The 14,355-nt window shown below is 35.9% G+C and carries 8 protein-coding genes and 7 pseudogenes; all 15 read left to right on the top strand.

The genetic code is table 11. The features are described 5' to 3' along the window. Positions 1-78: 78 nt before the first annotated feature. The 15 genes and pseudogenes from bshC to spoVE all read left to right on the top strand — a co-directional run bounded on the left by bshC (position 79) and on the right by spoVE (position 14,344). Positions 79-1,698, top strand: a pseudogene (bshC, locus tag JCM13188_RS20175) (bacillithiol biosynthesis cysteine-adding enzyme BshC). A gap of 174 nt (positions 1,699-1,872) precedes the next feature. Continuing rightward, positions 1,873-2,303: pseudogene (mraZ, locus tag JCM13188_RS01435) on the top strand (division/cell wall cluster transcriptional repressor MraZ). 17 nt (positions 2,304-2,320) lie between these two features. Further along, the gene (rsmH, locus tag JCM13188_RS01430) at positions 2,321-3,295 is read left to right on the top strand and encodes a 16S rRNA (cytosine(1402)-N(4))-methyltransferase RsmH (protein ID WP_054751606.1); all 975 of its coding nucleotides are present in this window, start codon (positions 2,321-2,323) and stop codon (positions 3,293-3,295) included. Between the two features lie 3 nt (positions 3,296-3,298). Then, a complete protein-coding gene (locus JCM13188_RS01425) occupies positions 3,299-3,574 on the top strand; it encodes a hypothetical protein (RefSeq protein WP_054751604.1) in 276 nt (91 codons plus the stop codon). Further along, on the top strand, positions 3,508-3,672 hold the full coding sequence (locus JCM13188_RS20170; RefSeq protein ID WP_369404762.1) for a hypothetical protein: 165 nt from the start codon (positions 3,508-3,510) through the stop codon (positions 3,670-3,672). Before JCM13188_RS01425 ends, JCM13188_RS20170 begins: the two co-directional genes overlap by 67 nt. Before the next feature lie 13 nt (positions 3,673-3,685). Continuing rightward, positions 3,686-4,453, top strand: coding sequence for a penicillin-binding protein 2 (locus tag JCM13188_RS01420; protein ID WP_054751602.1), 768 nt, complete (start codon positions 3,686-3,688; stop codon positions 4,451-4,453). Positions 4,454-4,461: 8 nt separating this feature from the next. After that, the gene (locus JCM13188_RS01415; RefSeq protein WP_054751600.1) at positions 4,462-5,919 is read left to right on the top strand and encodes a penicillin-binding protein; all 1,458 of its coding nucleotides are present in this window, start codon (positions 4,462-4,464) and stop codon (positions 5,917-5,919) included. Positions 5,920-6,059: 140 nt separating this feature from the next. Next, a pseudogene (locus JCM13188_RS01410) lies at positions 6,060-7,930 on the top strand (stage V sporulation protein D). 79 nt (positions 7,931-8,009) lie between these two features. Then, positions 8,010-9,478 (top strand): annotated as a pseudogene (locus JCM13188_RS01405) (UDP-N-acetylmuramoyl-L-alanyl-D-glutamate--2,6-diaminopimelate ligase). 6 nt (positions 9,479-9,484) lie between these two features. Next, the gene (locus JCM13188_RS17455; RefSeq protein WP_279401217.1) at positions 9,485-9,766 is read left to right on the top strand and encodes a Mur ligase domain-containing protein; all 282 of its coding nucleotides are present in this window, start codon (positions 9,485-9,487) and stop codon (positions 9,764-9,766) included. Next, positions 9,733-10,362 (top strand): UDP-N-acetylmuramoyl-tripeptide--D-alanyl-D-alanine ligase, encoded by a 630-nt coding sequence (locus JCM13188_RS17450; protein ID WP_279401216.1) that lies wholly within the window; start codon positions 9,733-9,735, stop codon positions 10,360-10,362. Before JCM13188_RS17455 ends, JCM13188_RS17450 begins: the two co-directional genes overlap by 34 nt. Before the next feature lie 184 nt (positions 10,363-10,546). Continuing rightward, positions 10,547-10,825 (top strand): glutamate ligase domain-containing protein, encoded by a 279-nt coding sequence (locus JCM13188_RS17440; RefSeq protein ID WP_279401215.1) that lies wholly within the window; start codon positions 10,547-10,549, stop codon positions 10,823-10,825. A gap of 24 nt (positions 10,826-10,849) precedes the next feature. After that, positions 10,850-11,838 (top strand): annotated as a pseudogene (gene mraY, locus JCM13188_RS01395) (phospho-N-acetylmuramoyl-pentapeptide-transferase). Beyond that, positions 11,838-13,186, top strand: a pseudogene (murD, locus tag JCM13188_RS01390) (UDP-N-acetylmuramoyl-L-alanine--D-glutamate ligase). Before mraY ends, murD begins: the two co-directional pseudogenes overlap by 1 nt. A 77-nt stretch (positions 13,187-13,263) precedes the next feature. Continuing rightward, positions 13,264-14,344 (top strand): annotated as a pseudogene (gene spoVE, locus JCM13188_RS01385) (stage V sporulation protein E). Positions 14,345-14,355 lie beyond the last annotated feature (11 nt).

Genomic DNA, 14,355 nt, shown 5'->3' with positions numbered 1-14,355 from the left:
AAGTGAAAATGCATGGAATATTCGATACAATAACATACGGAATGAACTAGTGAGCTCGTAAAAGGAAGGTATTAGTCTATGAAATGTCATTCAATTGAACTTAATAATCAATCATCTCTAATAAAAGATTACCGTAATCGTGAAGAAAGCATTTATACTCATTTTCATTATGATCCATATCATTTACAGAATTTCAAAAAACGCTATGAATATTTAATGAGTCAAAATTATCAGCGTGACCAGTTAGCAGATGTCTTGTTAGAGCAGAACGAAAAATGGGGTTTAACTGACGAAATAAAAACAAATAGAAGCTATTCGAAATTCGGACTCTGTTGTTGTTATAGGAGGACAACAAGCGGGAATTTTAACAGGTCCTTTATATACGATTAATAAAATTGTGTCTATTTTACTTCAAGCAAAGGAACAAGAAGAATTTTTAGGTAAGCCTGTTGTTCCGGTGTTTTGGATTGCGGGTGAAGATCACGATTTTGAGGAAATTAATCATATTTTTGCCTATCAAAATTCAAGGTTTAAAAAGCTAAAACTTCAGTCCAATTCACCTGAGAAGACACCAGTTTCAAGCCGGAAAATTGATGTAACTGAATTAAATAACTGGCTAGATGAGGTATTCTCGACATTAAATGAAACATCTTATTCTAAAGAATTATATCAATTAATCAAATCTTCTTATAGTCATGATGATTCCTATGTTGATTTTTTGCGAAATTAATTAACCAATTGTTCCACCAATACGGTCTAGTGCTAGTGGATTCAAATGATTCAAAGTTACGTGAAATAGAGAAAGATTATTTTAAGAAGATCGTATCTAAGCAGAAAGCTATAGCAACATCCGTTGTAAACGAACTTGATGAGTTAAATCGCCAAGGTTATCAAATCAATTTAGATGCAACTACAGAAGATGGACACATCTTTTACCACTTAAATGGTGAAAGGCTGTTACTTGAAGTTGTAGATGGTATATGGAGATCAAAGGATGACTTGGTGTCTTTTGGCACTGATGAGTTGTTATCCGAGATTGATCATCATCCGGAGAGATTTAGTAACAATGTTGTGACCAGACCTATGATGCAAGAGATGGTCTTTCCTGTATTATCGTTTATAGGTGGGCCAGGTGAGATTGGCTACTGGTCAGCTTTAAAGCCAGCATTTGAAGAGGTTGATTTGCAATTTCCAATCATTACACCGCGTCTTTCCATTACATTTTTAGATTCTAAACATAAACAATGGTTAGAACGATTTGGTATTGATATAAGCCAAGTAATTAATGAAGGAACTAATTGGTATAAAATGAACTGGCTAAAGAGACAAACTTCTTCACCTATAGAGGAAATGATTAATCAAGTCAGTCAAGATATTGATACGCTTCACCAACCGGTAAGGGAAGTAGCTTATGAGATCCAAGATGATTTGGGTTCATATGCTGATTCAAATTTGAAAATTATTAAATCAGAACTAAACAAATTAGAAAAACGTATGATGAAAGTAGTCAATGATCAACACAAGCATACAATCGCTCAATTTGAGGAGTTAAATGCTTATTATTACCCTGAGTGTGGTCTCCAAGAAAGAATGTGGAACATCATCCACTTTATGAATGAATTTGGGTTAGAATTACCCAACTTATTAATGAGCACTCCACGAAGATGGGAACAAGATCATTTAGTTGTTGAAATTTAACCACTTGTTCACCACCATCTACCACCTATCAAATTTATAGCTAAAAACCCTGTATTAAAGCATATCCAGAAAGTTTCTGGATATGCTTTTTTAATTTTTTTAGAAAAAATAGTGAAATGATGTGGTAGATAGTGGGGGAATGTGGTAAACTAAATGAAAAGTGGGGCGAAGTCTATGTTCATGGGTGAATTTCAACATAATATAGATACAAAAGGACGAATCATTGTGCCTGCGAAATTTCGTGACGGGCTTGGTGAATCGTTTGTTTTAACACGTGGCTTAGACAACTGTCTATTCGCTTACCCACAAGAAGAATGGCGAGTTTTAGAAGAGAAATTAAAAAAATTACCTTTAACGAAAAAGACGCCCGAGCATTCACACGCTTCTTCTTTTCTGGAGCGGTTGAATGTGAGATTGACAAACAAGGGCGAATTAACATTCCAGCACCACTTAGAAAATTTGCAGATTTAGACAAGGAATGTATCGTCATCGGTGTTTCAAACCGAATTGAATTATGGGCTAAAGAAAAATGGACAGACTATGTGGAAGAATCAGAAGAATCCTTTGCAGACATTGCAGAGAACTTAATGGATTTTGATATTTAAGGCAAAGGGGTGCCGGCATGTTTGAGCACTACAGTGTACTAAATGATGAAGCAATCAAGGGGTTAGACATCAAAGAAAATGGAGTTTATGTGGATTGTACACTTGGGGGAGCAGGACACTCTAGTCAAATTGCAAAACATTTATCTTCAGAGGGAAGGTTAATTGCGTTTGACCAAGATCTTAAAGCAATTAATTATGCCAAACAAGTACTGTCCGATTATGAAGATCGTATTACTTTGGTTCATGACAATTTTGCCAACTTAAGTGAGGCCTTAATTGAATTAGGGGTAGAACATGTTGATGGAATTTTATTTGATTTAGGAGTTTCATCACCCCAATTAGATGAAGCTGAACGTGGATTTAGTTATCAACACGATGCGCCATTAGACATGAGAATGAATCAAGAAAACACGTTAAGTGCTTATGAAGTTGTCAATGAATGGGCATTTGAAGATTTAGTTAGAATTTTTACAAGGTACGGGGAAGAGAAGTTTTCAAAACAAATTGCGAGAAAGATTGAGAAAGCTCGAAGCGCACAACCAATTAAAACGACATATGAATTGGTTGATTTAATTAAAGAAGGTATACCGGCTTTTGCAAGAAGAAAAGGTGGACATCCAGCAAAGAGAGTATTTCAAGCAATTCGAATTGCTGTTAACGATGAATTAGCTGTATTTGAAAAAGCTTTAGATCAAGCGGCAAGACAAGTAAGTATTGGTGGTCGAATCGCTGTTATTACCTTTCATTCTTTAGAGGATCGTATTTGTAAACAATCAATGAAAAAATGGAGTTCTAGTCCTCCAATACCTAAAGATCTTCCAGTAATGCCGGATGAGGTTGAACCACCTTTTAAACTGATTACACGCAAACCAATTGTACCTAGCGAAGATGAGCTTGAAGAAAATAGACGATCGAGATCTGCAAAACTAAGAATTGTTGAGAAAGTAAAAGAATGGGAAGATCAATATTCAATGACTCAGAGGAGGAATTAAACAATGGCGGCAGAACAAATAAGAAAGTATTCAATGATTCCTGATAAAACAACAGAACAACAAAGCCCAAGACCTAAAAAGCAACGTTCTGTTAAAAAGGCTTGGTTTACAAAAGGTGAAAAGTTTCTTTATACAACTGGACTCGTGATTATTGCTATGACAATGATTTTGTGGTTCAGTATTCTTCTTCACTTGATTCAGTCAATCGAGATATTCAGAGAGTCGATTCGAATATTGCGCAGGTCGAGGTTGAAAACAATGCACTGCAAGCAGAGGTAAAAGAACTGAGCAAACCTAGTCGAATCTTAGCTGAAGCAGAGAAGCACGGACTAAGTATAAAGAATTCAAATGTAAAACAAGCGACTCAAACAAACTAAGGGTGTTAAGTCCATGAAAAACTTAAATTACAAAAATGTGATGTCGTTTTTAGTCATATCCTTATTTACGTTAATTTTTCTATTTTTAATCGGCCGTTTTACTTACATCCAGATCACTGGTGAAGTACAATCGGTCGATTTACTTGATTATGCAGAAAAATTTCGTAACACAAGTAGCGTGATGGAAGCAGAGCGTGGTGAAATTTATGACCAAACAGGTATGGTCTTAGCTGGTAATAAAACAGTTTATAATATGTATGCTGTCTTAAGTGAAGAGTATTCCACAAATTCATCAGTTAATTTACATGTTGATGATTTGGAAAAGACAGCCAATCAATTAGCACCAGTTATCGGGATGGAACAAAGCCGTATGCTAGAAATACTTCAAAAAGGAAAGGAAACTGATTCTTTTCAGGTTGAATTTGGACGTTATAGTAAAGGGTTAACAAAAGAAGAAAAAGAAAAAATTGAAAAATTAGACCTGCCAGGAATCTATTTTAATCAAGATACAGAACGTTATTACCCAAATGGTGTATTTGCATCCCGTGTAATTGGGTTTACAGATCAAAAGCTTAATGAGGAAGAGAATAAATATGAAACGATCGGAGCATATGGTGTTGAAAGACGTTATGAGGATCAATTAAGTGGTGAAGATGGTTTTATTAGATCACAACAGGATAAATTTGGATTTAAATTATTAAATGCTGAAGAGCATATTAAACAGCCAGTACATGGAAACAATGTCTACTTAACGATTGATCAAAAGATCCAAACGTTTTAGAAGATGCTATGACGTCTGTTCAAGAAGAATATAATCCAAAACGTATTGTGGCAGCTGTTATGAACCCTCAAACAGGTGAAGTGTTAGCGATGAGTAACAGACCAACTTTTAACCCGAATACTAGAGATGATATTAAGAATTGGTACAATGATGTCATTTCGACTCCTTTCGAACCAGGTTCTACGATGAAAATCTTTACCCTTGCATCGGCGATTGAAGAAGGCGTATATAACGGTCAAGCGACGTATGAATCTGGTAGGTGGAGAATTAATGAAAATTACGATTATATCTCAGACCACAACTATGGAAGAGGATGGGGGACAATTACATATAATCAAGGTGTCCAACATTCTTCTAACGTTGCTTTTGCAAGAATCTTATGGGAACAATTAGGCCCTGAAACGTATTTAGATTATATGTCTAAGTTTCACTTAGATCAGGCAACTGAAATCGATTTAGAAGGTGAAGTAGTCGGTCAATTATCTTACAATTATCCTAGAGAACAGATTAACACTGCAATAGGACAGGGTTCTACTTTTACACCGATTCAAATCATGAAAGGTGCAACGGCCATTGCCAATGAGGGTGAAATGGTTAAGCCTTACGTGACTGAGAAAATAACAAGTCCTGATAGTAAAAAAACCATCTATAAGGCTGAACCTGAAGTGGTTGGAAAACCAATATCAAAGGATACGGCTAAGCAAGTTAGAAATATTCTAGAAACGGTCATCACATCTGAGGACGGAACTGGCCAGGAATATAAACTAGATGGTTATACTTCGTTCGGTAAAACCGGTACAGCTCAGGTGCCATCCCCTAGTGGTGGCTATAAACAAGGTGTCGGAAAATATGTATATTCATTTATAGGAATGGCACCAAAAGACAATCCAAAATTGATGATGTATGTTGCAGTTGAAGAACCAGAAGTTGAGTATAGCTACATGGGATCTGATGCAACGTCATATATTTATAAAACAGTCATGAACAATAGTTTAAATTACCTTGAAATTGAACCTGATCAGAAATCTCAAGATGTCACAAAGCCGGTTAAGTTAACTGACATCTATGAACGTGACGCTAATCAGGTGGTCAGTGAACTAAAGAAAAAAGGGTTAAATGTCACTGTACTAGGAAATGGTGAGAAGATTGTTGATTCAGTTCCTAAACAAAATAAATCAGTCTACCCGAATAAGCGTGTTATTTTAAAAACAAATGGTGAACTGACGATGCCAAATATTACAGGGTGGACACTAAGGGATGTCTTATCATTAGTTGAGCTCGTTGGGATGAGATTAGATTACGTTGGTGAAGGGTTTGTCACAAAACAAAACTTATCGGTTGGGTCTGAAATTTCCGATGAAAGCAGATTGGTGATCGAACTACAGCCTCAACAAAATCCGAATGATGAAGACAGCAAAGAAAACGGATCGAATGAGCCTAACAATGAAGAAAATGATGAACAATAGAATAGATTGATTATTGAAACAGTGGTCTAAATAAAGACGTTTTTTTCATAGTTTTAATACAAGCATAGATGTAAAGGAGAATGCTATCTTGAGACGAATTGCTGCTATTACTGTGAAAAACGTTTGATCACTGTTTTTTATTGATTGCTGTATACTTTTTGATTATGGTAGGAAGGCTTGCATATGTTCAGTTAGTATCTAGTGCAGACATTTTAGAAAAAGCTGAAGAACTATGGAGCAGAGATATCCCGCTATATGCAGAACGTGGTAAAATACTTGATCGTAATGGTGAAGTGTTAGTGGACAACCAGCTAGCGCCTACCTTAGTTGTCGTTCCAAGGCAAATTGAGAATCCAGAAGAGGTTGCTAAAAACTATCTGAAATCATTTCGATTTCAAAAGAAAAAGCTTTGAAACACTTAACAAAGGTCGCATCAGTAGAAATCATTCATCCTGAAGGAAGAAAATTAACTGATGAACAAGCTAACGAAATTAGAATGCTAAATGAACCAGGTGTTTATTTAGCACAGGATTCAAAACGGTCATACCCATATGACGAACAGCTAGCACATGTATTAGGATTTACCGGGATTGATAATCAGGGCTTAATGGGGTTAGAAGCTAGCTATAATGAACAATTAAGCGGAGACAATGGGGCTCTATCATTCTTCTCAGATGCAAAAGGAAGACGGCTAAATCAATTATCTAATCGTTATAGCCCTCCTGAAGATGGGCAGCATCTTTCACTGACGATAGATGCTGAAATTCAAGCCATTGTTGAACGAGAATTAGATATAGCTGAAGCTAAATATAATCCAGATGGTGCCCTAGCAATTGTAATGGACCCAAATAATGCTGAAATATTGGCTATGTCGAGTCGCCCTAATTTTCATCCCGCTAATTATCAATCTGTATCACCAGAGATATACAACCGAAACTTACCTGTTTTTAGTACGTATGAACCAGGTTCGACGTTTAAAATTGTTACTCTAGCATCTGCATTAGAAGAGAACTTAATCGATTTAGATAAAGATACCTACTATGATTCAGGGCATGTTAAAGTAGCTGGTGCACGCATTCGCTGCTGGCATAGTGGGGGGCATGGAAGTCAAACATATTTAGAAGTCGTTAAAAATTCATGCAACCCCGGATTTGTTAACTTAGGTCAGATGCTAGGCGAAGAAAGATTGTTCACCTACATTCGAGAGTTTGGGTTTGGGCAAAAACAGGAATTGATTTACAGGGTGAAAGTAAGGGTATTCTATTCAAAGAAGAGCAAATTGGCCCTGTTGAGCTTGCTACTTCAGCTTTCGGTCAAGGCGTATCCGTAACACCGATTCAGCAAATTACTGCTGTTGCTGCTGCCATTAACGGCGGTTATTTATACGAACCTTATGTGGTCAAAGGTTTAGTTGATCCTGTAACAGGGGAAGAAACTGAAACTAGAGAACCTACACTTAAAGAACAAATTATTAGTGAAGAAACATCTAAAGAGGTTCGTAGAGCGTTAGAGACAGTCGTTGCCAAAGGGACAGGTCGGGGTGCATACTTAGATGGCTATCGGGTAGGCGGTAAGACAGGGACAGCTCAAAAGGTTGGGCCTAATGGTCGTTATCTAGAAAACAACCATATTGTATCATTTATTGGATTTGCACCAGCGGATGATCCACAGTATTTAGTCTATATCGCTGTTGATAATCCTAAAAACACGGTTCAATTCGGTGGTGTTGTATCAAGTCCAATTGGGGGTAAAGTATTAGGAGATATATTAAACGTTAAAGGCATTGAAAACGAGATGGTGGACTTGAAAAGAATATCAATGGCCAGATGCACCAAAGGTTAAAGTTCCAGGTCTAGTTGGGGAAAAAGTCAAAGATATTCGAAGTGCATTATATGATTTAAGGTTAGATGTGCATGGAGAAGGTGATACGGTTATCTCGCAATCACCTGAACCTGGTGTAAAAGTAGATTCAGGTTCTACCATTAGAGTATTTCTAGGAGAATCTGATTAATTCAATTCTTTCATTCTTATCCAAGCTTAAGTCTGCTATAATATTGTTGTAATTTATATTTCTAAAGGTAGGAGATCCTATGCAATTAACAGGACTAATAGACAAATTAAACATCTATAAAACTGAAGACGAACTAAATCATTTAACAATATCTAACATAGAACAAGATTCGAGAAAAGTTAGAGATAACACTTTATTGTTTGTATTAAAGGTGCCCAGGTAGATGGGCACCATTTTATAGCAGATGCAGAAGCTAATGGAGCATGTGCTATTGTTGCAGAAAATTATGTTGAAACTAATTTACCAGTATTTATGTTCCAAGTACTACTAAAGCACTTGCTATATTAGCAGATCAATTTTACGGAAGTCCTAGTCAGAGATTAAACATTATAGGTATTACTGGAACAAACGGGAAAACAACTACCACGTATCTTTTAGATGACATTTTTAAAGAATTTGGTCATAAAACAGCCATTATTGGTACGATTGATATGAAAATAGGTAACCAGACTTATCCTTTAAATAACACAACCCCTGATAGTTTGTTCCTTCATAAACATCTCAATCTGATGAATGAAGAGAATGTCGATACAGTTATTATGGAAGCCTCTTCACATGCCTTACACCAAGGACGTGTTCATGGTGTTCAATTTGACACGGTTGTGTTTACAAACCTAACTCAAGATCATTTAGATTACCACTTAAATATGAATGATTATGCTTATGCAAAATCATTATTATTCTCTCAACTTGGTAATGATTACACTGATAATAAAAATTGCTGTAATTAATGCGGACGATCATTACTCTGAAGTCATGTCCAATGCATCAGCTTTTCCATATATACCTTATGGTCTAGCAGATGATGCTTTTATAAAGGCTACTAATCTTGATTTACAGGCAGATGCTTCTACTTTTGTAATAGAGACGCCTAAAGAGGCAATTCATGTTGAGTCTAAACTAACCGGGAAATTTAATGTGTATAACATATTGGCAGCTGTTTCCGTTGCTTATCACTACCAAATACCGAAAGAACAAATTCAAACTGCTCTAAGAAAGATTGGAGGAGTTCCTGGGCGTTTAGAGAAAGTAGAAATCGGCCAGAACTTTACTGTCATAGTGGATTATGCTCATACTCCAGATTCGTTAGAAAATGTATTACAAACATTAAATGAAATTAAAGAGAACAGGATTATTACAGTGGTAGGATGCGGTGGAGATCGTGATCGTTCTAAGAGACCGAAGATGGCAGATGCGGCTATAAAATATAGTCAGCTATCTTTATTTACCTCAGACAACCCAAGAACTGAGGATCCTAAAAATATTCTTAAAGATATGACTGGCCATTTGAAAGGCGATGAATTTAAAGTCATTATTGATCGTCAAGAAGCTATTAAAGAAGCCATTTGGTCAGCACAAAAAGGTGACATTATACTTATCGCAGGAAAAGGGCATGAGACTTATCAAGAAGTTAATGGTGAAAAGCGACATTTTGATGACCGTGAAGTTGCAAAACAATTTATAGAAGAACGGCAGAAGGAGTCTTAAAGGTATATGGAGAAATTTGATTTAAACTTTCTAGCATCTATATTTCCAAACCATACTGATTATGAAAATAAAGAGATTTATACGATATTTAGAGATAGCCGTGAAAAAGTTCAGCAAGGGTTATTTATCCCAATTGTTGGTGAACGATTTGATTCTCATGAGTTTATTTCACAAGCGATTGAAAATGGTGCCGTAGCGATTTTATCAAGTCGAACTGAACTTACACAGATTCCAGAGGGCTTCCCAGTTTTTATGTGGACGATACGATTGAAGCGCTTCAAACATTAGCCAATCATTATCGTCATCTCGTTAATCCAATTGTAGTCGGGATTACGGGTTCTAACGGTAAAACAACAACTAAAGAAATTGTCGCGAGCTGTTTAGCTGCGAAATATAACGTGTGGAAGACCATAGGTAACTTAAATAATCATATTGGTCTTCCTTTGACTGTTTTAAGTATGGATCGAAACTGTGATGTTCTCGTAGCTGAAATGGGAATGAGTGGATTTGGAGAAATTGAATTATTATCTAAAATCGTTGAACCAGATTTTGGTATTATAACTAATATTGGTGAATCCCATATTGAGCATTTGGGAAGTAGAGAAGGCATTGCGAAAGCGAAGTCTGAAATCACTTGTGGTTTTAAAGAAAACAGTGTCTTTATCTATGACGGTGATGAGCCATTATTAAAAACAATTGAACCAAGACCTTTTAAAGAGATTACTTGCGGATTTTCAAAAGACCTTGACTATGTGATTGATGATATTAATCAGCACAATGACCAAACATCTTTTAGCATCAACAGTGAAGCATTAACAATTCCTTTACTTGGAAACACCAGGCAAAGAACGCCTCATTTGCATATGCATTATGTAAGGAGTTAAAAATCGATGTATCTAGCATTAAACAGCAGCTTAACCAGCTTGAATTACCTTCCATGCGATTTGAGAAGATGGATGCATTGAATGGTTCTACAATCATTAATGATGCTTATAATGCATCCGCAACCTCGATGATTGCCTCTATTGATGTTCTTAAAAACATGAATTATAATAAAAAATTGTGGTTTTGGGAGACATCTTAGAATTAGGTGATTTCTCTAAAGAAGATCATAAAAGGGTTGGTCAATCAATTGATTCGTCTATTGACGAGGTTTTAACGTATGGTGAAGAAAGCAAATATATTCTTGATGGATTAACAGATAACTTTGCGGGGAAATCAAAGCACTTCATAAATCAAGAAGAATTAATTGATGATTTAAAACAAGAGCTAGATGAAAACACCATTGTATTGTTTAAAGCGTCAAGAGGAATTAAATTAGAAGAGGTTGTTAATCAGCTAGTTTAGTGAATTAGAAGGGAAGGGAAGACCATGTTACCACAATCTGTATTACTCATCACTATTGGTATTGCGTTTCTATTCTCTGTACTTATATCTCCAGTTTTAATCCCTTTCTTAAAGCGATTAAAGTTCGGACAAAGTATTAGGGAAGAGGGACCTGAATCACACCAATCTAAATCAGGCACTCCAACTATGGGTGGTGTGCTGATTATTGTATCGATTATCTTCACATCTTTATTTATGATTTGGAGATATGAAGGAACTGAGCTCTCAAGTGAATTTTTTATTTTACTATTTGTTTTAATCGGTTACGGATTAATAGGATTTTTAGATGATTTTATAAAAATTATTAAAAAGCGCAATTTAGGTTTGACATCTAAACAGAAAATGCTGTTTCAAATCTTTATCGCAGTTGTTGTGTATATTGTATTGCATAACCATGGCTACAATACTGCTGTAAGCATTCCAGGTACTGACTTTTCCATGGAATTTGGCTGGTTTTATAGTGTCTTTTACTAGTCATGTTAGTTGGTGCATCTAACGCTGTTAACTTAACAGATGGTTTAGATGGCTTAGTTGCTGGTACAGCATCTATCGCTTTTGCAACATTTGCAATTATTGGTACTTACCAGCACGTTGAACCTGAAATCACTATTTTTTCACTTTCTGTTGTAGGTGCTTTACTAGGTTTCTTGGTGTTTAATAGCCACCCAGCAAAAGTGTTTATGGGAGATACAGGTTCCTTATCAATTGGGGCAATTCTTGCAACCGTTGCTATACTAATGAAGTTAGAGCTACTTTTAGTAATCATCGGTGGTGTATTTGTCATTGAAACAATATCTGTAATGTTACAAGTGACTTATTTCAAATTAACTGGTGGGAAAAGAATCTTTAAAATGACCCCATTGCACCATCACTTTGAACTAACAGGATGGTCTGAATGGCGTGTTGTTGTAACATTTTGGTTCGTGGGTTTTATTTGCGCAGGCCTAGGCTTATTTATTGAGGTGTGGATGTAGTGAAAATATTATCGAATTTTCCTTATCAAAAAGTATTAGTACTTGGGCTGGCTAAAAGCGGAGAAGCAGCCGCGCAATTGTTACTGGATAGCCAAGTACCTTTTAGAATAAATGATCTTACAAAACTAGAAGATAATGAAATCGCACAAAATTCAACTCTGAAGGTGTCGAAGTCATTACTGGTAGTCATCCTTTTGAGGTGTTAGATGGTATTGATTTAGTTATAAAAAAATCCTGGCATTCCATACGATCATGTGATTGTTGAAGAAGCGATTAGAAGAAATATACCGGTAATAACAGAAATTGAGCTATCTTATTACTTAATCGATGGGCCAATCATAGCCATTACTGGTTCAATGGTAAAACGACTACGACTACATTAACTTATGAGCTGTTAAAAGCTGGTGGTTTAGATCCATTAATTGCAGGAAACATTGGGAAAGTAGCAACCAATGTTGCAAGACAACAAAAAGATAAGCAGCCCGTTGTAATGGAGCTATCTTCATTTCAGCTTAAAGCAATCGAAGACTTTAAGCCTGATATTGGTGTGTTGATCAATATTACTGAAGCTCATTTGGATTATCACAAAACAATGGATGATTACGTTAGTTCTAAATTAAATATAACGAAGCATCAAAGTCAAGATGATGTGCTCATTTATAACGCTGATGACGATATCATTAAGGATGGTATTAAACAATCAGAAGCACAATTAACTCCATTTTCAGTTTCAGGTCTTAATCAACATGGACTATATGTTTCTGAAGGTACAATTTATGAGCGGCAAGATCCAATTGTAAAACGGGAGGATATAGCATTACCAGGCGACCATAATTTAGAAAATGTGTTAGTTGGTATAGCTATAGCTAAGCGATTTGCCATTTCAAATCAAAAAATCAAATCTGTTTTAAAAACATTTACAGGTGTTAAACACCGATTACAATATGTAGATACAATCAATGACCGGCAAATATTTAATGATTCAAAAGCGACGAACATACAGGCTACACTTAAGGCCATCAATGCGTTTAATCAACCAATTGTACTAATTGCAGGTGGTTTAGACCGAGGCGTTGAGTTTGATGAGCTCATCCAGTCTTTTAAAAATGTGAAAGGTTGTATTGCTTATGGTCAATCTGCTGATAAAATGTGTGAAGCAGCCATAAGACAAGACTTTCATTCAATATACAAAGTAGACAATTTACAGAAAGCTACTAATAAAGCTTATGAGATTAGTGAACGTGGAGATATTATTTTATTTTCTCCAGCGTGCGCTAGCTGGGATCAGTTTAAATCGTTTGAAGAACGTGGAGACATGTTTATTCAATTGGTGCATAAGCTTTATTAGGGGCTTGTCTACCAATAGCCCCGACTTCATTAAAGGAGTAGGGGTGTTTTTCGTGAATAAAAAAAGTTGAATCTCATATTGATTACGTTTTGTTAACAGCTGTGTTAATTCTATTGCTTATTGGTGTACTAATGGTTTATAGTTCATCATCAGTATGGTCCGATTATAAAATGGGTGATTCCTTTTTATTTAAAGCGACAATTATTATTTGCTTTAATTGGTCTAATCGGAATATGGGTTATGATCAAAATCCCGTATTTTAAATTTGTCAATATGGCTATTACGATTTATATAGCTTGCATCCTATTGCTAATCGCTTTATTTATTCCAGGCGTAGGATTAGTTCGAGGGGGAGCGAATAGTTGGATTGGCGTTGGAGCATTTAGTATTCAGCCAAGTGAATTCATGAAGCTAGGTTTAATATTACTATTCGCTAAAATACTTCCTAAAAAACAACATGATCTCCCTTTTCTTTTTAAAGGTTTCTTCCCTATGTTAGGTCTGATTGTTTTTCCATTTGGATTAATTATGCTACAACCTGATTTAGGGACAGGATTAGTGCTAGTACTTACAGGTATGCTTTTACTTTTTATATCTGGCGCTAAAATAAGCCACTTTGTTAATTTAGCTGTCATAGGTTTAGTTGCCCTTGCAGGTTTAATTATATCCGCCCCTTATCGAATTAATAGAATTGAAGCATTCTTAAATCCTTGGGAAGATCCACTGGGAGATGGTTTCCAGATTATACAATCGCTTTACGCAATAGGCCCAGGTGGTTTAATGGGATTGGGATTCGGGAATAGTATGCAGAAGTATTTTTATTTACCAGAGCCTCAAACTGATTTTATTTTTGCTGTTATTGCAGAAGAGCTTGGCTTGATTGGTGGAGCATTTATTTTGTTTTTATTCTTTGTTGTCGTGTGGCGTGGTATATTAATAGCCATTCATTCTCAAGATTTATCTGCTTCACTAATAGCATTCGGGATTACCTCTATGATTATGGTTCAAGTCATGATCAACATCAGTGTTGTTATTGGTCTAATACCTGTTACAGGAATTACCCTACCACTGCTTAGTTATGGTGGGTCTTCTTTAACCTTAACATTGGTCTCAATCGGCATATTGTTAAATATAAGCCGTTATGCGACAATAAAGTAGGGAAAGCCAAG

Origin of the sequence: Piscibacillus salipiscarius JCM 13188, assembly GCF_001311865.1 — a bacterium.
Taxonomy (GTDB): domain Bacteria; phylum Bacillota; class Bacilli; order Bacillales; family Alkalibacillaceae; genus Piscibacillus; species Piscibacillus salipiscarius.
This window is presented reverse-complemented; position numbering and strand designations above follow the sequence as displayed.

Excerpts from the sequence above, each read along its gene's own strand:
- rsmH (WP_054751606.1), top strand. The coding sequence starts at position 2,321 with ATGTTTGAGCACTACAGTGTACTAAATGATGAAGCAATCAAGGGGTTA.
- JCM13188_RS01425 (WP_054751604.1), top strand. The coding sequence starts at position 3,299 with ATGGCGGCAGAACAAATAAGAAAGTATTCAATGATTCCTGATAAAACA.
- JCM13188_RS01420 (WP_054751602.1), top strand. The coding sequence starts at position 3,686 with ATGAAAAACTTAAATTACAAAAATGTGATGTCGTTTTTAGTCATATCC.
- JCM13188_RS01415 (WP_054751600.1), top strand. The coding sequence starts at position 4,462 with ATGACGTCTGTTCAAGAAGAATATAATCCAAAACGTATTGTGGCAGCT.
- JCM13188_RS17455 (WP_279401217.1), top strand. The coding sequence starts at position 9,485 with ATGGAGAAATTTGATTTAAACTTTCTAGCATCTATATTTCCAAACCAT.